General features: G+C 33.1%; 21 protein-coding genes. 10 read left to right on the forward strand and 11 right to left on the reverse strand.

What is annotated here, in order from left to right; translation table 11 throughout:
- Positions 1-51: 51 nt before the first annotated feature.
- Together PK35_RS01960 and PK35_RS01965 are read left to right on the forward strand one after the other, a co-directional pair.
- Positions 52-807 carry a 5'-nucleotidase C-terminal domain-containing protein gene (locus tag PK35_RS01960; protein WP_044625216.1) on the forward strand — a complete coding sequence of 252 codons (756 nt, stop codon included), beginning with the start codon at positions 52-54 and terminating at the stop codon, positions 805-807.
- A gap of 5 nt (positions 808-812) precedes the next feature.
- Complete coding sequence (locus tag PK35_RS01965; RefSeq protein ID WP_044624958.1) at positions 813-1730, forward strand: bifunctional metallophosphatase/5'-nucleotidase; 918 nt, start codon at positions 813-815, stop codon at positions 1728-1730.
- Here PK35_RS01965 and PK35_RS01970 read toward each other — a convergent pair.
- The gene (locus PK35_RS01970; protein ID WP_044624959.1) at positions 1722-2507 is read right to left on the reverse strand and encodes a hypothetical protein; all 786 of its coding nucleotides are present in this window, start codon (positions 2505-2507) and stop codon (positions 1722-1724) included. The two genes, PK35_RS01965 and PK35_RS01970, sit on opposite strands and share 9 nt — an antisense overlap.
- Positions 2508-2672: 165 nt before the next feature.
- Between PK35_RS01970 and PK35_RS01975 the strand changes: the two genes are divergently transcribed.
- Positions 2673-3038 (forward strand): DoxX family membrane protein, encoded by a 366-nt coding sequence (locus tag PK35_RS01975; protein ID WP_044624960.1) that lies wholly within the window; start codon positions 2673-2675, stop codon positions 3036-3038.
- On the opposite strand, the gene PK35_RS01980 is transcribed toward PK35_RS01975, so the two are convergent.
- The 4 genes from PK35_RS01980 to PK35_RS01995 all read right to left on the reverse strand — a co-directional run bounded on the left by PK35_RS01980 (position 3035) and on the right by PK35_RS01995 (position 7199).
- Positions 3035-3781, reverse strand: coding sequence for a hypothetical protein (locus PK35_RS01980; protein WP_052825766.1), 747 nt, complete (start codon positions 3779-3781; stop codon positions 3035-3037). The genes PK35_RS01975 and PK35_RS01980 overlap by 4 nt on opposite strands.
- A gap of 75 nt (positions 3782-3856) precedes the next feature.
- Entirely contained in the window at positions 3857-5857 is a 2001-nt protein-coding gene (gene ligA, locus PK35_RS01985) for an NAD-dependent DNA ligase LigA (RefSeq protein WP_044624962.1), read from the reverse strand.
- The gene (gene prmC, locus PK35_RS01990; protein ID WP_044624963.1) at positions 5854-6711 is read right to left on the reverse strand and encodes a peptide chain release factor N(5)-glutamine methyltransferase; all 858 of its coding nucleotides are present in this window, start codon (positions 6709-6711) and stop codon (positions 5854-5856) included. Before prmC ends, ligA begins: the two co-directional genes overlap by 4 nt.
- Positions 6708-7199 carry a GNAT family N-acetyltransferase gene (locus PK35_RS01995; RefSeq protein WP_044625217.1) on the reverse strand — a complete coding sequence of 164 codons (492 nt, stop codon included), beginning with the start codon at positions 7197-7199 and terminating at the stop codon, positions 6708-6710. The genes prmC and PK35_RS01995 overlap by 4 nt, the downstream gene beginning before the upstream one ends.
- Before the next feature lie 33 nt (positions 7200-7232).
- Between PK35_RS01995 and ribD the strand changes: the two genes are divergently transcribed.
- Both ribD and PK35_RS02005 read left to right on the forward strand, forming a co-directional pair.
- Positions 7233-8216, forward strand: coding sequence for a bifunctional diaminohydroxyphosphoribosylaminopyrimidine deaminase/5-amino-6-(5-phosphoribosylamino)uracil reductase RibD (gene ribD / locus PK35_RS02000; RefSeq protein WP_044624964.1), 984 nt, complete (start codon positions 7233-7235; stop codon positions 8214-8216).
- Positions 8217-8221: 5 nt separating this feature from the next.
- Complete coding sequence (locus PK35_RS02005) at positions 8222-8830, forward strand: IMPACT family protein (protein WP_044624965.1); 609 nt, start codon at positions 8222-8224, stop codon at positions 8828-8830.
- On the opposite strand, the gene PK35_RS02010 is transcribed toward PK35_RS02005, so the two are convergent.
- Complete coding sequence (locus PK35_RS02010) at positions 8823-9230, reverse strand: acyl-CoA thioesterase (RefSeq protein ID WP_044624966.1); 408 nt, start codon at positions 9228-9230, stop codon at positions 8823-8825. The genes PK35_RS02005 and PK35_RS02010 overlap by 8 nt on opposite strands.
- A 193-nt stretch (positions 9231-9423) precedes the next feature.
- Between PK35_RS02010 and dnaA the strand changes: the two genes are divergently transcribed.
- From dnaA to PK35_RS02025, 3 genes are read left to right on the forward strand one after another with little or no spacing between them, the layout of a single operon-like run.
- On the forward strand, positions 9424-10851 hold the full coding sequence (dnaA, locus tag PK35_RS02015; protein WP_044624967.1) for a chromosomal replication initiator protein DnaA: 1428 nt from the start codon (positions 9424-9426) through the stop codon (positions 10849-10851).
- 12 nt (positions 10852-10863) lie between these two features.
- Positions 10864-11316 (forward strand): low molecular weight protein-tyrosine-phosphatase, encoded by a 453-nt coding sequence (locus tag PK35_RS02020; protein ID WP_238320856.1) that lies wholly within the window; start codon positions 10864-10866, stop codon positions 11314-11316.
- A 1-nt stretch (position 11317) separates the two neighbouring features.
- Positions 11318-12031: an SAM-dependent methyltransferase gene (locus PK35_RS02025; RefSeq protein ID WP_044624968.1), complete on the forward strand. Its 714-nt coding sequence runs from the start codon at positions 11318-11320 to the stop codon at positions 12029-12031.
- 14 nt (positions 12032-12045) lie between these two features.
- On the opposite strand, the gene PK35_RS02030 is transcribed toward PK35_RS02025, so the two are convergent.
- The 5 genes from PK35_RS02030 to dapF all read right to left on the reverse strand — a co-directional run bounded on the left by PK35_RS02030 (position 12046) and on the right by dapF (position 16056).
- Positions 12046-12702: a peptidoglycan-binding protein LysM gene (locus PK35_RS02030; protein ID WP_044624969.1), complete on the reverse strand. Its 657-nt coding sequence runs from the start codon at positions 12700-12702 to the stop codon at positions 12046-12048.
- Between the two features lie 115 nt (positions 12703-12817).
- Positions 12818-13714: a DUF2279 domain-containing protein gene (locus PK35_RS02035; protein ID WP_044624970.1), complete on the reverse strand. Its 897-nt coding sequence runs from the start codon at positions 13712-13714 to the stop codon at positions 12818-12820.
- 3 nt (positions 13715-13717) lie between these two features.
- Positions 13718-14761 (reverse strand): endolytic transglycosylase MltG, encoded by a 1044-nt coding sequence (gene mltG, locus PK35_RS02040; protein WP_044624971.1) that lies wholly within the window; start codon positions 14759-14761, stop codon positions 13718-13720.
- Positions 14762-15286 carry a GNAT family N-acetyltransferase gene (locus PK35_RS02045; protein WP_044624972.1) on the reverse strand — a complete coding sequence of 175 codons (525 nt, stop codon included), beginning with the start codon at positions 15284-15286 and terminating at the stop codon, positions 14762-14764. It abuts the gene before it with no gap.
- Positions 15283-16056, reverse strand: a complete 774-nt coding sequence (dapF, locus tag PK35_RS02050) for a diaminopimelate epimerase (RefSeq protein WP_044624973.1) — start codon at positions 16054-16056, stop codon at positions 15283-15285. The genes PK35_RS02045 and dapF overlap by 4 nt, the downstream gene beginning before the upstream one ends.
- A gap of 202 nt (positions 16057-16258) precedes the next feature.
- Between dapF and PK35_RS02055 the strand changes: the two genes are divergently transcribed.
- Together PK35_RS02055 and PK35_RS02060 are read left to right on the forward strand one after the other, a co-directional pair.
- Positions 16259-17668, forward strand: a complete 1410-nt coding sequence (locus tag PK35_RS02055) for a trypsin-like peptidase domain-containing protein (RefSeq protein ID WP_044624974.1) — start codon at positions 16259-16261, stop codon at positions 17666-17668.
- Positions 17669-17820: 152 nt separating this feature from the next.
- Positions 17821-19269 carry a glyceraldehyde-3-phosphate dehydrogenase gene (locus tag PK35_RS02060; protein WP_044624975.1) on the forward strand — a complete coding sequence of 483 codons (1449 nt, stop codon included), beginning with the start codon at positions 17821-17823 and terminating at the stop codon, positions 19267-19269.
- The last annotated feature ends 100 nt before the right edge of the window (positions 19270-19369 follow it).

Genomic DNA, 19369 nt, shown 5'->3' on the forward strand with positions numbered 1-19369 from the left:
TATACTTTTCGCAAAGGTAGCAAAAGTACATTCAAAAAATATCGTAAAAAAATGAGGATAACAATTTTATTGGTTTTGTTATATTTTTTAAGTTTTACTGGTTGTAAACAAAATCAATTACACTTAAATAAAATTGAAGGCAAACGTATTGAAGTTAATAACAGCATTACAGAAAATGCCGAAATTGAAGCTTATATTAAACCTTTTAGAGAACACATACAAAATGATTTAGATAGCATTATTGCGTATGCGCCGCAAACTTACACAAAATCGGATGGTGAATTTAACACCGCCATTGGCAACTTTATGGCCGATGCCGTTTACCAAGAAGCAAACCCTATTTTTAATAAGAGAACCGGACACGATATTGATATGGTTTTACTTAATCATGGTGGTATTCGCTCAATTTTATCCAAAGGAAATATTTCTAAAAGAACAGCTTTTGAATTAATGCCTTTTGAAAACAGCATCGTAGTTGTTGCTTTAAAAAAAGCTCAAATTGACAGTATGTTGCTATACTTATCGAAATCGAAAAAAGCACACCCTATTTCGCAACTTAAATTAACTTTAAACAGAAATTTTGAAATTGTTGATGCTAAAATTAAAAATGAAGCTATTACAAACAGAACCTATTATGTAGCCACAAACGATTATTTATACAATGGTGGAGACAATATGCGATTTTTTAAAACTAACGATTCTTTATATATTTTAAATTATAAAATTAGAAATGCTTTAATTGATAATTTTTTAAAAAACGATACCATTCAACCTAGTCAAGACGATCGATTCACCCAAATAAAATAGACATTATGAAGCGTAGAGATTTTTTACAACATACAGCAGCAAGCACCACTTTAATAGGTTTGGGCGGATTAGGATTAACTTCGTTTACATCAGAAAAAAAAGCAACTAAAATAACTATTTTGCATACCAACGATGTGCACAGCCATATTGATGCTTTTGGACCAGAAGATGGCAGAAACGCAAATAAAGGTGGTGTTGCAAGACGCGCTACATTAATTGATAACTACCGCAAAGAAAACCCAAACACATTACTTTTAGATGCCGGAGATATTTTTCAAGGCACACCTTATTTTAATTATTATGGTGGTGAATTGGAATTTAAATTAATGAGCAAACTTAAATATGACGCTTCAACTATTGGAAACCATGATTTTGATAACGGAATTGATGGTTTATACGCCCAATTACCTCATGCTAATTTCGATTTTATTTGTGCCAATTACGATTTTAAGAATACCGTAATAGATACACATGTAAAACCCTATGAAGTTTTTGTTAAGGATGGCATAAAAATAGGTGTTTTTGGCTTAGGTATAGAACTTGATGGTTTAGTAGCCCCCAACATGTTTAAAGAAACAAAATACCTCGATCCAGTTGAAATAGCCCAGGACATGACACGCACCTTAAAAGAAAACGAACACTGCGATCTTGTTATTTGTTTGTCGCATTTGGGCTATCATTATAAAAATAACAGCAGTAAAATAAGTGATTTAAAATTGGCCGCAGCCACAAAAAATATTGACTTAATTATTGGCGGACACACACATACGTTTTTACCCAAACCAACAGTAGCTAAAAATATTGATGGCAAAAACGTATTGGTAAATCAAGTGGGTTGTTACGGCTTATACTTAGGTAAAATAGACTTTTATTTTGATACAGATAAAAACAAAAGTGCAAATGGCACTTCTATTTTAGTTTAAAATCATCGTTTCGGCAATTGCTTGTTGTTTTTCTTTAACAACTCGCTTTTGTTTAATTCTAGCTTTAACTTTCATACTCTTAACCGCTTCTATAGTTGCGTATCTAAAAATAAAGTAAATACCTGCTATATATAACATTCTATGTATCATTAAAAAACTAAAACTACTTGTATAATAACTATTTACGTATTCTAGCATTAAAGAAAATCCAAAACAGGCAACCGCTGATAAAAAGAAAATAGATTTTTGCGTTTGGTAGTTTAAATAAACGCCCAAAGCCACAAAAGCTAATACTATTAACACAAAGCTTTTAATAGCAAACACATTTACGCCTAAATCGTCTGGAATTATAGAAACTAAAAAACTATAAAGTGCGTACAATAGATATAAATTTATTGAAAACACCAATATTAAATAACTACCTATCACTTTATTTATGCGCTGAAATTTAAAGTCTGGTGCAATCATTAAAATTAAGTACACAAAACTTAAAAAATAAAAGGCATCTGGAATAAAACCAAAGCTAGGGTCTGTTATAAAAACACTACTAATATTTCCTAATAAGGAAAATATTAAAAACGAAACTAAAGCTAAATTTAGCTTCTTATAACGCATTAAAAATACCGTTAAAAAAACTGGAATTAACAATACAAACGACGCTTGTACTAAAACTTGATTATTGGAAAATATTCCAATTAAATTAACTAATAACGTAACGATTAAAACTGTTAATAACAGTTTGCTAAAAATAGGTAGGGCTAATTTTTTCACAATCATAATATAAGTAGGTTGATACAAATGTAGCATTTTATTTTTATTTCAACGTTAAAAACAAACATTTCATCGATTATTTTATTAAAACATGTATTTCAACGAGCAACTATCAACTAAATCGTAAGTAATTACCTTAAAAGCGTCTAATTATATATTAGAATTTTAAAAATGAATAAAAAACGCTTTTTAATTATACGTTTAATTGTAGCCGTAATTTTATGGCAAACCTTACGATTTAAGTTTACCGCGCACCCAGATAGCGTTTATATTTTCGATAAAATTGGTTTAGAACCTTACGGAAGAATTGGTATTGGAATAATTGAGTTAATTTCCGGACTTTTAATACTTATCCCAAAAACAGTAAAAATTGGAGCAATTGTTACATTTTTAGCAATGCTTGGAGCGGTCTGCACTCACTTAACTATATTAGGAATTGAAATAAAAAACGACGGAGGTATTCTTTTTGTAACAGCTGTAATAACACTTATTTTATCGCTAATCATTTTATTAATTAGCAAACAACAGAAACATTAAGAATTAAAGACAAAATTATTTATGTTATTTTCTAGTCTGGCTTGCTGATAAAAAAAGAAAAATGCACTCAATGCCAATGCCGTAGATAGAATATTTAAAGCATCTTTTGGAGCAACATATATTATGGCAATATCAATTACTTCAGAAAAAACTATACATAAAGCTCCTAAAAAGAGAAATAACGACTTTTTATTATCCCGATAAAAGAAGTTTAACAAAGCTACAGACATTACTGCCAACATTAAAATATTGTAAACCATCTCGATCCAATATTCAAACTGGTATGTTTTGTTAGATGCTACAATAAGCTGTATCACATAAATTAAATAAACATTTAAAATAAGTAACACAACACAATGAATTTTGAGTTTTTTAAACACAAAACCAAAAGACAACGATTTGGCTATTTTTAATAATAAAAAGAAATAAGCACCAATATATAAAGCCGATAAAAAATAATAATCGGAAGCATAATATTGAATATTAGCCTCGAAATCAAGCGCATAATTGTACAAAAAATATTCAGTTATCATGCCAATTACATCGGCTGCTGAATAAAAAACTAAAAATAAAAGAAAGTATAAGTTTCTATTTTTTACAAATAAAAAATAAATTAGCGCAATGGTCGGTATAATGGAACAATTTAAGTAAAATGAAGCATCATACTCTCCAATTACTTCAAAAAAAGCAAAAAGAACAAAAAGCAGTATTACAAAACCAATAAGTACTTTCGAAATTTTCATAGTTAGAATCATCTAAACTTGACGCAAACATAAACAAAAAACCCATATTAACCAATAAAATTTACTTTTTACCGATTATTTTTCTATTTTTTGCAAGAATTCAGCTTCATTAATTAGATTTATGTTCAACTTTTCTGCCTTCTCCTTTTTACTTGGTCCCATTTTGTCGCCTGCCACAATAAAACTGGTTTTAGATGAAATGGAACTACTTACTTTTCCGCCATTGTCTTCAATGAGCTTCTTTAATTCGGTTCGCGAGACGGTTTCAAATACACCAGTTACAACAATAGTTTGTCCTTCAAGAATATTTGTTTGTCCTTGCAATGCTTCCTCAGATAATTCCAACTGCACCCCAAAGCTTTTTAACCGTTCTACAATTGTTTTATTGTCTGTTGAATGAAAAAATGCCACTACACTTTCGGCTATTTTTATCCCAATTTCATCTACATTAACCAAGGCATCTTCCGTAGCTTCAATAATAGCATCAATACTTTTATAATGTTTCGCTAATTTTTTTGCAACGGTTTCACCAACATAGCGAATACCCAAAGCATAAAGCACACGCTCAAAAGGAATGCTTTTCGATTTTTCTATACCATTTATTAAGTTTTCGGCACTTTTTTCCGCCATACGTTCCAATGGAATCACTTGATCTTTGGTTAACTCATATAAATCAGAATAATTATTTATTAAACCATTATTAACCAAAAGCGCTACAGTTTCGCCGCCTAAGCCTTCAATATCCATCGCTTTTCTAGAAATGTAATGCTGAATACGGCCAATAATTTGCGGGTTACAACCATTGTAATTTGGACAATAATGTTGTGCTTCACCTGCTTTTCTAATGAGTTCGGTGTTACATTCCGGACAGTGGGTAATGTATTGCGTAGGTTGCGAATCTAAAGGGCGTTGCAACATATCTACACCCAAAACTTTAGGAATAATTTCGCCTCCTTTTTCTACGTAAACCGTATCGTTTACACGAATGTCTAGTTTTTCTATTTGATCGGCATTATGTAAAGAGGCACGTTTTACGGTTGTGCCCGCCAATTCAACAGGCTCTAAATTCGCCACAGGAGTAATCGCTCCTGTACGCCCAACCTGATAAGTTATACTGTTTAATTTCGTAGAAACTTGCTCTGCCTTAAACTTGTAAGCCATCGCCCAACGTGGCGCTTTGGCCGTATAACCTAATTCTTCTTGTTGTTGCAAACTATTAACCTTAATTACTACACCGTCGGTTTCGTAAGGCAAGGCATGACGTTCTTCGTTCCAGAAATCAATAAACTCCAAAACGTCGTCTATACTTTTAGCTAATTTTGCAGCTTTAGGCACTTTAAATCCCCATTCACGCGCTTTGTCTAAACTTTCAAACTGCGTAGCGACACCTAAATTTGTCCCTGTTAAGTTGTAAAGTAAACACTCTAACGGGCGTTTAGCGACTTCGGCACTATCTTGCAATTTTAAACTTCCTGAAGCTGTATTTCGTGGGTTTCGGTAGGGCTCCTCGCCTATTTCAATACGTTCTTCATTCATTTTATTAAATCCGTCAAACGGTAAAATAATTTCACCTCGAATGTCGAATTTTGCTGGATAATCACCTTTTAATTGTAACGGTACCGATTTTATGGTTTTTACATTTGCAGTAACATTATCACCTTGAAAACCATCACCACGAGTTACGGCTTTTACTAGTTTTCCATCTTCGTAAGTTAAACTTATAGAAGCTCCGTCGTATTTCAATTCGCAAGTGTAAGCAATATCGCCATCAACGAGTTTTTTTATGCGTTTTTCCCAATCTTCCAAATCTTCTTTAGAATATGAATTATCTAACGAATACATACGATACTCATGCGGAATGGTCTCAAAATTCTTTGTTACCTCGCCTCCAACGCGCTGTGTGGGCGAATTGGCATCGAAAAATTCAGGGTGTTTATCTTCAAGCGCTTGCAATTCTTTCAACTTAATATCAAAATCGTAATCGGAAATAGTAGCATTATCCAACACATAATAATTGTAATTATGTTGGCGTAATTCGTTTCTTAAAGTTTCTATTTTTTGCTTTACATCATTCATTTTAAAACACCTTTTATCATTCTATCTTTTTGGAATATATCTTTTTTAAGCACTACATTTTTAAAATTTAATTGCAGTAAATCTTCCATATCTTGACCAAGATACTCATTGATTTCAAAAAATAACACACCATGAGCGCACAACTTATTAACAGCAAAATTTGAAATCGCTCTATAAAATATTAATGGGTCATTGTCGTCTACAAACAAGGCCAAATACGGTTCGTTTTCTAGCACATTGGGTTTCATTAATTCTTTTTCGAGATTCCGAACGTATGGCGGATTGGAAAAGATCACATCAAATTTTAAATCTTCCGATAGTAATTTTGAGTTCTTGACATCTAAAATGGAGTCTTCGATAAATTCAATACTCACGTTATTTAATTCTGCATTTTGTTTTGCTATTTGTAACGCTTCCGCGGAAACATCTAAGGCGTAAACTTTAGCATTGGGTAAGTTTTTAGCTAAAGAAATGGCAATACAACCACTTCCTGTACCTATATCTAAAATTCTAACTTCTGAATTCTGAATTCCTATTTCACTTAATATCCAACTTACTAATTCTTCAGTTTCAGGTCTTGGAATTAACACCGATTCTGATACTTTAAAATTCAAACCAAAAAACTCTGTTTTACCAATTATATATTGTATGGGCTTTTGGACTTCTAATTGTTGTAATGCATCAGTTAATTTTGAAGCGTCTTCAACTTCAATATCAGGATTCAAAGCCAAATTAATTCGTGAAACACCGTAAAATGAATCTATCAATTCATAAAAAAAAGCTAGTATTTCTTCAGATGAATATAATGCTTGTAAGCGTTCTGCAAAGGTATGTTGTAGTGGTTTTAGTTTCATAAATCTTTAATCATCCATACGCCACACGAAAAGTGACCAGTATTACCCAAAGCACCATCTAAATGCTTAAAACCAAAACTTTCATAAATATGTATCGCAGCCTTTAATTGCGACGCCGATTCTAAATAGCATTGCTTATACCCAAGTTGTTTCGCCGCTTCAACACAAGCACCAAAAAGCTTTTTACCATAGCCTTTACCTCTAACTTTTGGGGAGAAATACATTTTTTGAATTTCGCATATCGCACCATTCGAGTCTTGTAACGGCTTTACGCCGCCACCGCCTAAAACTTCACCATTATCTTCAATAATAAAGTACACATCGTTGTCATTTTGGTAGGCTTCATACATACTTTTGGTTTCCGGATCGGTATATGCAGTGCCTTCTAATGGAATTTTAAACTCATGGAAACACGCACGTATAACAGCCTCAAGTTGCTCATTATCTTGTGGTTCTATTTGTCGAATAACAATACTATCTTTACTCACTTTAAAATGATATTTTTGTAGATATTTTACGGGATGAAGATACATGAAAAATACATAAAACGCTGTATAGAAATTGCCAAAAACGGATTAGGAACAACCAGACCAAACCCAATGGTTGGCGCCGTAATTGTTTGCGATAATAAAATTATTGGTGAAGGTTTTACCAGTGCTTATGGCGGTAATCATGCCGAAGTAAATGCTATAAACGCAGTTTCAGATAAAAATTTATTAAAAAACGCAACGATTTACGTAACGCTTGAACCTTGTTCGCATTACGGAAAAACACCGCCTTGTAGCGATTTAATTATTCATCACAACATCCCTAACGTGGTTATTGGTTGTATTGACGATAACGAGCAAGTTGCTGGAAAAGGGATAAAAAAACTTATGGAAGCGGGTTGCAACGTTACTGTAGGTGTTTTAGAAGCTGAATGCAAGCAACATCACAAGCGCTTTTTTACTTTTCACAATAAAAAACGACCTTATGTTATATTAAAGTGGGCACAATCGGCTGATGGTTTTATTGCGCCTAAAACAAAAAACGAGCAAAAACCAGTCTGGATTACCAATACATACTCCAGACAACTGGTTCATAAATGGCGCGCCGAAGAACAAGCTATTTTGGTTGGCTATAATACAGTTGTAGCTGACAACCCAAGTTTAACCACACGAGATTATACTGGTAAAAACCCTATTAGAATAGTTATTGATAAAAAAGCATCGTTACCAAAAGATTTAGCTGTTTTTAATAATGAAGCTGAAACTTTGGTAGTACCGAACAACAATCCATCAACTATTTGCAAAACACTTTTTGAAGCCAATATCAATTCCGTGATTATTGAAGGCGGAAGCAAAACCTTGCAGGCTTTTATAAATGAAGGTTTATGGGATGAAGCCCGAGTATTTAAAGGACATGTTACTTTTTCTGAAGGTGTTGAAGCCCCAAAATTTTCAGGAAAATTAATTTCAACTGAAACTATTGATGGTGACAACCTAGAAATTTACGAAAACCTTTAATTTTTTTGATTACCGAAGACACATACCAAACCATAAAAAATGCCACAGAACCTGTTTTGTTTAAAGACAAAAACAGCAAGTTTTTTGGCTACGCTTTTCCTGTTTTAAATGAAGATGACGTAAAATTACATTTAGAGTCTGTTAAAAAAGAACACCATTCAGCGAGACATTGGTGTTACGCTTACCAAATAGGCACCGAACAAATCACTTATCGTGCCAACGATGACGGCGAACCAAGCAATTCTGCTGGCATGCCTATTTACGGACAAATACAGTCTTTTAAAGTTACCAACATATTAATTATAGTAGTACGCTATTTTGGTGGCGTAAAACTTGGTGTTGGCGGACTAATAAATGCTTACCGTACTTCTGCGCAAATGGCTCTTGAAAGCGCATCAATTATTGAAAAGACCATAGATGTTCATTTTTTAATCACTTTCGAGTACAAAAACATGAATGTAGTGATGCGCAAAATAAAAGAACATCAAATTGATGTTATTAACCAAAAACTAGAACTCGATTGCCAAATTACCATATCTGTACGAAAATCAGAATCAGAAAAAATCTTTGAAATTTTTAATACGTTGTTCGAGGTTAAAATTGACGTTATTTAACGTCTTCATCTATTAAATTCATAACATAATCGGGTGCTTTAACAGGTCGCAAAGTTTTCATATTTACAAACACTAAGGTAGTGCTTGCCAAGGTCAATATTTCTCCCTGCTCATTAGTAATTTCGTAATCAAATTCTATCTTCGATGTTGGCCTTTTATTCAACATGGTTTTAACAGTAATTAACTCGTCGTAACCTGCGGATTTTTTATAATTTATGTTTAACGAAACAACAGGCAGCATAATTCCGTTTTCTTCCATCGATTTGTAAGAAATACCTAGCCTTCGCAGCCATTCAACCCGCCCCATCTCTAAGTATAATGCATAGTTTCCGTGGTACACCACCCCCATTTGGTCGGTTTCACCATACCTCACTCTTATTTGTATTTCGTCGAATTTCATACTGTGTTTTAAATATTTTTTTGTAGCTTTCCTTGCTGGCTAAACATGAGAAAAAAATTCTTAAAATTCAAGAGGTATTCATTTTTTTTTTTAGAATTTTGTTCACATATTTGCCTCACTATAAAAGGGGGAATTGAAATTTCATTTCAATCATTCTTATCTAACAAAAAACCTAAAGAAATTTTAAAAACAAATGAGTAAAACTGCGAAATCGGTGTGGAATAATTGTCTACTATTCATAAAGGATAATATTCAGCCCCAAGCATACAAAACATGGTTCGAGCCCATAGTCGCAGTTAAACTCACAGACAACGCGTTGAGTATTCAAGTACCTAGTAAATTCTTTTACGAATGGCTTGAAGAGCACTATGTGAAAATTCTTAAAGTAGCACTTACTAAAGAATTAGGTGAAACTGCCAAACTAGTGTACATTATTAAAATGGAAAACACTTACGGCAATAAACAACCCTTTACCGAAAAAATACCAAGTTCGCACAGAACTGCGGTAAAATCACAAGATGTAGATATACCCTTAAATAATAAAAGTAGAGAATTAAAAAATCCTTTTATTATTCCTGGTATTAGAAATGTTAAAATTGAATCGCAACTAAATCCTAATTACAGTTTTGAAAACTTTTTAGAAGGCGACTCTAACCGATTGGCTAGAAGTGCTGGTTTAGCAGTAGCTTCAAAACCTGGAGGCACGTCTTTTAATCCGTTATTAATTTTTGGACATGTTGGTTTAGGAAAAACGCATTTAGCTCATGCTATTGGTGTGGATATTAAAGATAAATATCCTGAAAAAACAGTGTTATACATTTCTGCCGAAAAATTTACACAACAATACATTGAAGCTGTAAAAAAGAATAATAGAAACGATTTTATTCATTTCTATCAGATTATAGATGTGTTAATTATTGACGATGTTCAATTTTTATCAGGAAAAAGTGGTACTCAAGATGTATTTTTCCACATTTTTAACCATTTACACCAAAACGGGAAGCAAGTTGTATTAACTAGTGATAAAGCACCTGTTGATATGCAAGATATTGAGCAACGCTTATTATCTCGTTTTAAATGGGGCTTATCGGCAGAATTACACAACCCCGATTTTGAAACTCGTGTTTCTATATTAAAAAACAAACTTTATCGCGATGGTGTAGTAATGCCTGACGATATTGTAGATTATATTGCGAAAAACATAAAGAGTAACGTTCGTGAGTTAGAAGGCGCTATTATTTCTTTAATTGCTCAGGCATCTTTCAATAAAAAAGAAGTTACTATTGATTTAGCACGCGTAATTGTTGAAAAATTTGTAAAAAATACCAAGCGCGAAGTTTCTATAGATTACATCCAAAAAGTAGTGTCAGATTATTTCCAAATGGATATAGAAACCTTACAATCTAAAACACGTAAACGCCATATTGTACAAGCCAGACAATTAGCTATGTTTTTTGCCAAAAAATTCACTAAAGCATCATTAGCTAGTATTGGATCTCAAATTGGAAAACGTGATCACGCAACGGTTTTACACGCATGCAAAACGGTTGACAATCTATCTTCTACCGATAAACAATTTAGAAAATACGTTGAAGATATTACCAAAAAACTATCGGTTTAAAATACTATTAAAATGACTAAAGTTCTTATGGTTTGCTTGGGCAACATTTGTCGTTCACCGCTTGCCGAAGGTATTTTAAGAGACAAATTGCCAGAACATTTTACAGTAGATTCTGCGGGAACATCAAACTATCATATAGGCGATGCTCCCGACAGGCGCTCTGTTGCTATTGCCAAAGTAAATGGTTTAGATATTTCAAATTTACGCGGACGCCAATTTAAAGTATCAGATTTTGATGCTTTTGATTTGATTTACGTAATGGATGATTCAAATTTTAAAAACGTTGTTAAACTCGCACGAAACGACAGCGATATTGCTAAAGTAGCCATGATTTTAAATGAAGTTTATCCTAACGAAAATTATAACGTTCCCGATCCTTATTACGGTGGCGACGATGGTTTTAAAAACGTATACAAAATGCTTGATGAAGCATGCAGTATTATAGCCAATAAATTAACGGAATAATATGACGGTTACAGGGCAATTATATTTAATTCCTAATACTTTAGGTGATAACAATCCGCTAGACGTTTTACCAATCACTGTAAAAAACACTATTGAAAACATCGATTATTTTATAGTTGAAAACAGCAAAGCTGCGCGCCGATTTATTAAAAAAATATGCCCTGAAAAATCGCAGCCTTCACTAAAATTATTTGAATTAAACAAACGCACAGAACCAGGTGAATTACCAAACTTTTTGATGCCTTGTTTAGAAGGCAAAAATGTAGGTTTATTATCTGACGCTGGTTGCCCAGGTGTTGCCGACCCTGGTGCGGATATTGTTAAAATTGCACATCAAAAAAATATAAAGGTTATTCCGCTTGTTGGACCTTCTTCCATCTTAATGGCTATGATGGGCTCTGGAATGAACGGACAAAGTTTTGCCTTTAATGGCTATTTACCAATAGATAAAGGTGATAGAAAAAATGAGATTAAGCGTCTGGAACGCTTATCGCTCGAGCAGAACCAATCGCAATTATTTATTGAAACACCATACCGAAACAATAAAATGCTTGAAGATTTAGCAAACTATCTCGACTCTAACACTAATGTTTGCGTTGCTTGCGACATTACATTACCAACCGAATTTATTAAAACACAAACGGCACATTACTGGAAAAAAAATATGGTAGACCTTCATAAAAGACCTACCATATTCATCATTCATAAAAACTAATTAACCTTCTTTTACTATATCGCTTTCGCTTTTTTGTTCGCCTTTACAAAAGACGTATCATAACCCGAAAAACGCTTCATATAATAATGTACAGTAGTTCCGTAACCATCGGCAAAATTATCAAGACCATAACTTCGTAAATACTTTTTTACGCTTCCTGGACCTGCTAAATGTGCTGCCGCTAAAATTCCAGATTCGGTAACTATTATACCATTTATACGTCGTCCTACAAAATTCTTAATGTCTCGACGTAAAATCCATTTGTTACGGGCTACATTTGCTATAAACGCCTTTTCCTGTAACTTCGGATTTTTTAAAAACTCATTAGGATTATTAATTCCAATAAGTTTTAATGTTCCAGCACCAAATTGATATTTCCCCAAATATCCAAAAGTGTTAACTGAAAAATAATTTCCACCAGACTCTTTAAATGCAAGAGCTTCTTTAAAACCTACAAACGATTTACCCAAATATGGAGAAAATTCGTAGTCTTCTTGTTCGGTTGTAGCTAAAGACAATACATCGGTATTATCTTCTACAGTGTAGCTTAAGTTTAAACCCTTTGTAGAGTAATCACCCAAACTTGGCGTTTCAGTTGTTTGAAAGGCCACATTAATAAGTACACAAATTGTAAGTGCTATTGTAATGTAAATTGCAATATTTCTTACCATAACTTCTAAATTTTACAAAGGTGAAAAAAGCAAGTTTTACCACCTTTTTAAATTTGAGCGTGCAAAAGTAAGAGTTTTTAAAGTATCTGCAAAATTTATCGTTAAAAAACCTATTTTAATAGTACAATAGATGAAATACACCTCCTTTTTTATTAAATTCTAAAGTTGGAAATGGTATTTTTATCATATTAAACACATCAAAAAGTGTACTTAACCATTTTGAATTAGTGTTAATTGCGTTTAAATTTACATCGAAGCTTATAAAAAATTGTCGGTATCTATCCGTTATAAAACTTGTATTTTCAACTCCCGATAACATTCCTTCTCCCCCATAACCTAATGCCAAATTTAACCACTTTGGCAATTGACTCTCTTTAAAAAATGACTGTAAATTAAAACTTAACCAATACGTTTGCCCGTTATAATCTTTTAAAAATTGCTCTATATACGTTTTTCCGAGTTTGTTTGGATTTTGACTAGCAAAATTTGTATGATGAAACGAATATTTTAAACTAATACGTTGCTCATCCCACAGTAATTCTTGCCCAACATATAAGCCAGTTCCTGTTGCATTGGCTAAAATATCTCCCCATGAAAAGCCCCATTCTTTCGAAAAACCATCTAAAACCTCAACAGCCGATAAAAATGTAAACCCTAAAGTGGCTCCATAAATAAGCTGCTCGTTTTTATTAACGCCACTCCAGTTTAATAATTGTGCGCCATGTTTCCCCATTTGGTAAGCCGTAAAGGCATGCCCAACTTTATCGAGTTGTAACCATTCGTTATTATCGTTTGTAGTATGAAATTTCGATTGCTCGTAATCGGCATACCAAAGTTGGCTTAAGCCTACTAAAGTTAGTGTAGAAACAGCGGCTTCGGAAACCAAAACAGTATTGCGTCGTGGTTTATTTAAAGTGTCGCTTGCCTTAAAAAATGTGTTGAATTTAGATTGCGAAACCGCTAAAAATGGTAATAAAATTAAAAGTACACCATATTTTTTTGAAAAATTCATACATTATTTAAGTATGCCCTGTGAAGATAAATAACGTTGATATTCGCGTGCATTTACATTATGTTGCGTTAATGTTTTAGCAAATTTATGGAAACCTACTCGTTTTGCATCAGCCGCGAAATAAAGATAACTGTGTTTTTCTGCATTTAAAACTGCATTGATTGCAGAAATATCGGGCATTGCGATTAAACCTGGTGGCAATCCTAAGTTTTTATAAGTATTGTAAGGTGACTCTATTTCTTTGTGCACATTCAACACACGTTTAATTACAGTATTTTTATACTTAGGCAATTGATATGCTGCAAATTTTAAAGTTGGATCCGCTTGCAAAGGCATACCAATGCGTAAACGATTTAAATAAACACCTGCAACACGAGGTTGTTCGGTAGCTTGTTTTGATTCTTCGTAAACAATAGATGCTAAGGCAATAACTTGATTAGGATTTAAACCAATTGCATTGGCCTTTCTTATTCTAGCTTCGTTCCAAAAACGCTTGTATTCGGTTAACATTCTTTCTCTAAACTTCTCTGCCGAAGTATTCCAGAAAAACTCATAAGTATTAGGCAAATACATTCCTAATGCCGTAGCTTTGTTAAATTTATTTTCTTTTAAAAATGTAGCATCAGTCATTGCATTTAATAACGACAAGCTATCTGCTTCAATTTGAGTGGCAATGCGTCCTGCTAATTTTTCTAAAGTTTCTTGATTGTTAAACGACAGTTTAATTGGTAAATTTCGACTTCTAATAGAATTTATAATATCGTTATTATTCATTCCTTTTTTTATTTCGAAACGTCCTGCTTTAATATTTGAAGTGTACTTTTTTTGTTCAGCTAAAACATCAAAAGACTCAATATCTGCTAATAAAGGCTCTAACTGACTTCTAACTTCTTCATAATTAGCATGAGTTGGTACAAAAATATAAGCCGATTCGTTGTTAAAAGCGGTATTTGGCTTTATCATAGCTTTATACACAAAACTTGCAAAATAAGCGGCTGCTACAAGCCCTATTAACGCAATAGCAATAAGTATTTTTTTAATGTACATTTAGTTTTTTATTAGCTGAAATAAGTATTCGTTTTTGTAAGAACCGTTAATTTTAGTCCAATCTTTTTTTAGACCTACCTTTTTAAATCCTTGTTTGGTAAATAGCTTTATACTGGCTTGGTTGTCTTCAGTAATGTTACAATATAATTGATGCAATCCTAAATGCGTGAAACAATAATTAACAAGTAATTTTAAAGCTTCGCTACCAAAACCTTTGTCTCTGTTGTTAATCTCTTTGACTAAAACGCCAACTCCGGCACGAGAATTTTTAAAATCGAAATCGAAAATATCAATCATGCCTAAAGTATCTTTGTTGTAATTTGAAATAGCTAAACGCAACTGTTTTACTTCAAAAATATCTTTGTGTGCATGGTCTAAATATTGTTTTATTAAGTATTTAGAATATGGGGTTTGTGTGTTACTAATTTCCCAAATGGTTTCATCGTTTTCAATGTCGTGAATAAACTCTAAATCTTCAGGTTCTAGCGCACGTAAATAAATATGTTCTCCTTTTAAGGTTATCATATATTGCCTTTAAACACAAATTTTGCTGGCCCTATTAACCAAACATTTTTATAAACGCCATTATCAACATCAAACGATACTTGCAGTTTTCCTCCTTCAACATTTAAATCGATTAAATTCTTCTCGGTTTCGCCAATGTAATGCATGCCAATGGCTACTGCTGTAGCTCCTGTTCCGCAAGATAAAGTTTCATCCTCAACGCCACGTTCGTAAGTTCGTAGCCTAAAATTAGAATCGGATAGCTTCTTAACAAAATTCACATTACTACCAGCTTGATTGTACGGTGCGCCATAGCGGATTTTAGCGCCTAACGATTTAATATCAAAAGCTTCAATAGTCTCCTCGAATTGCACATGGTGCGGCGACCCTGTATTTAAAAACACGTGCGATTTATGGTTTTCAACTACATCAACATCTAGCATTTGTAGGCTAACAATATCATCTTTTATAGTAGCATGGTGTAAACCATCAATAGCTTCAAAAACGGCTTTATCTTTAATAACTCCAAGATGTTTTGCAAACGCCACCAAACAACGCCCGCCATTACCACACATGGTGCTTTCGTTACCATCGGCATTGTAATACACCATTTTAAAATCTAAATCGGGATGATTTTCAAGTAAAATTAGTCCGTCGGCTCCAATGCCAAAACGTCGGTCGCACAAAAAAGCAACCTGTTTGGTATTATTTTTGTCGAATGTTTGTGAACGATTATCAATCATCACAAAATCGTTTCCTGTACCTTGATATTTGTAAAAAGTTTGCGTCATAACGAAACACAAATATATAAATATAAAACCATTTTTATTGTTGTTAAAAGGCGTTAAAAACGACGTTAAAAATAGTTAAAAGGTAAAATGAAATTCAATAAATAATTAATTTTAATCGTTCTTAACAAAAAACATAAAGCATTCACAATTTTAAGTGATTGTTTTTAATAATAAATAACTTTAAGTAAAATACATTTAAATTATGAAAAAGGTTTTAACACTTGTTTTAGTATCTGCTCTGGGAGGTATTTTTACCTTAAGTGCTTACAAATTATTTTTAGAGAAAGATGATGCCGTAGTGGTTAGTACAACCGATAGTACCCCGTCTTTTTTACCCACCACAAACCTAAACGCATTGTACAGTGCAGAAGATAAAGTAGATTTTACCGTAGCTGCCGAAAACACCGTAAATGCTGTGGTTCACGTAAAAAACATTACCATAAGCACCGGGCAAATGAGTTTTCAAGATTTATTTTTAGGAAGAAGTCCACAACGGGCTCAAGAAGGAACAGGTTCTGGTGTTATTATTAATGCCGATGGTTACATTATTACAAACAACCATGTTATTAATAATTCTGACAAACTTACCGTTACCTTAAATAACAATAAAACTTACGAAGCCGAAATTGTGGGTACAGACCCCAAAACCGATATTGCGCTTTTAAAAATTGAATCTGACGAAGATTTACCTTATGTAACTTTTGCAGATTCCGACACTGCTAAAATTGGTGAATGGGTTTTGGCTGTTGGAAATCCGTTTAATTTAACATCGACCGTAACAGCTGGAATAATTAGTGCCAAAGCAAGAAATTTAGACCAAACAGGAACGTTTTTACAATCGTTTATTCAAACCGATGCCGCAGTAAACCCTGGAAACTCTGGTGGTGCACTTGTAAACACCAATGGCGAATTAGTAGGTATTAATACCGCTATATCATCGCAAACAGGGTCTTACGTAGGTTACTCGTTTGCAGTGCCTAGTAATATTGCACGTCGTGTTATTGAAGATATTATGGAATACGGAAACGTGCAAAATGGTATTTTAGGTATTAGTGGAGGTGCTTTAAACAGTAAATTTTCTGAAGAATTAGGCATAAATGACACCGAAGGTATTTACATCGCTAACGTTATTGAAGATTCTGGAGCGGATAAAGCTGGTCTTAAAGAAGGTGACATTATTAAAGAAATCGATAATATTAAAGTATCGAAATTCGCCGACTTAACTGGCCATATTGGAGCCAAACGTGCTGGTGATGTTGTTAACCTTACTGTTTATAAAAATGGATCACTAAAAACAATACCTGTTACACTCACTAGAAATGAAACGTTTACAATGCCATTAGTTGGTATGGTTAAAAATGCCAAAAAAGAAGATTTAAAACGATTAAACGCTAAAAACGGTGTAAAAATTACTGACTTAGATGGTCAATATGAAACCTACTGGAAAAAGAACGGTGTTAAAGAAGGTTGCATAATTACCGCCATAAACGATATTGAAATAAATAACATTGACGACGTTAAAAACGCGCTAAAAAATAAATCGCAATACGAACCATTACGTATTGAACTTATAAATAGTAGCGGCGAAAAAGAACGTTATAATTTTAGATAATTTGTAAAAGAAAATTCTTTTCTACCCCAATAACCCTTCAAAATGAAATAATCATTTTTGGAGGGTTATTTTTTTCGACAAATCGCTTACGAAAACGTTTGAAATGTAGTATTTTTACCTATATCAAACATTAAACTAAACCAAATAAGATTATGAGTTTTAACAAAGCTTATGAAAAAGAATTAGCCTTTCAAGCCGACCGAAGAAAAGCCACCGTAGAATTTATTAGAATTGTAAACGACCTTTGGTACGACAAAGCAATTGAACTGGTTATTTTTAGAAATCAATTAATTGATAGAAATGTTAGTCAGATTTTAAATCTACACGATTATGCTGGCAAATTTGTACAAAAACCTGTTTCTATTTTCGATTCGGTTGAAATTGCTCAGGCAATAAAAACCTTAAATCTACCACCTGCAAAACTCGACATTGGCAAACTTACTTACGAGTATCATTTAGAAGAAAACACTCATAATAATGCCACGGCTTTTGTAGCATCAAAGTTAAAAGATGCCAGCAAAAATGGTGATATTACACCAAAAGATGTAGTTTTATATGGTTTTGGACGCATTGGTCGCTTAGTAGCTCGCGAACTTATGGTGCGTACAGGTAAAGGCAACCAATTACGATTACGTGCTATTGTAACACGAGGTGAGATAAATGAACAAATTCTTGAAAAACGTGCTTCATTACTCCGTAACGATTCTGTACATGGTGATTTTTTTGGTACAGTTAGCATCGATTTAAAAAACCAAGCCTTAATAATTAATGGTACTACGGTTAAAATTATTTCGGCAAACACACCAGAAAGTATCGATTATACCAAATTTAAAATTAATAATGCTTTAGTAATCGATAATACAGGTGCTTTTAGAGATGAAGCCGCCTTAAGCAAACACCTAAAAGCAAAAGGTGTAGATAAAGTTATATTAACAGCACCAGGAAAAGGTATTCCTAATATTGTTTATGGCGTAAACCACAAAACTTACAACCCCGATAAATTAAATATTTTTTCGGCAGCATCATGTACCACAAATGCTATTACTCCAGTTCTAAAAGCTGTTGAAGATTCTTTTGGCGTAAAAAGTGGTCATTTAGAAACCATTCACGCCTATACCAACGATCAAAATTTAGTCGATAATTTTCATAAAAAATACCGCCGTGGTAGAGCCGCAGGTTTAAATATGGTTATTACCGAAACTGGAGCAGGAAGTGCCGTGGCCAAGGCGTTACCGAGTTTAGAAGGTAAATTAACATCGAATGCTATTAGAGTTCCTGTTCCTAATGGATCTTTAGCTATTTTAAATTTAGAATTAAAAAATAAAACCTCGCTTGATGGCGTAAATACTATTTTAAAAAAATATGCTTTAGAAGGTGATTTGGTTGAACAAATTAAATACGAATTAAGTGACGAGCTAGTTTCATCTGATATTATAGGAAGCTCTGCCCCATCAATTTACGATAGTAAAGCCACCATTGTTCGCAAAGACGGAAAAAATGTTGTGCTTTATATTTGGTACGATAATGAATATGGTTATAGCCATCAAGTTATTCGTTTAGCAAAATATGTAGCTAAAGTTAGGCGTTATACTTATTATTAATAGCATCTAAAATTAGATTTTTATCGTATATAAGATAGCCTCATTAATTTGAGGCTTTTTATTTAAACTTAATTTTATAAATTAGTAACCTAACATAACT

This window comes from Neotamlana nanhaiensis (genome assembly GCF_000943555.1).
In the GTDB taxonomy this organism is placed as follows: Bacteria; Bacteroidota; Bacteroidia; order Flavobacteriales; family Flavobacteriaceae; genus Neotamlana; species Neotamlana nanhaiensis.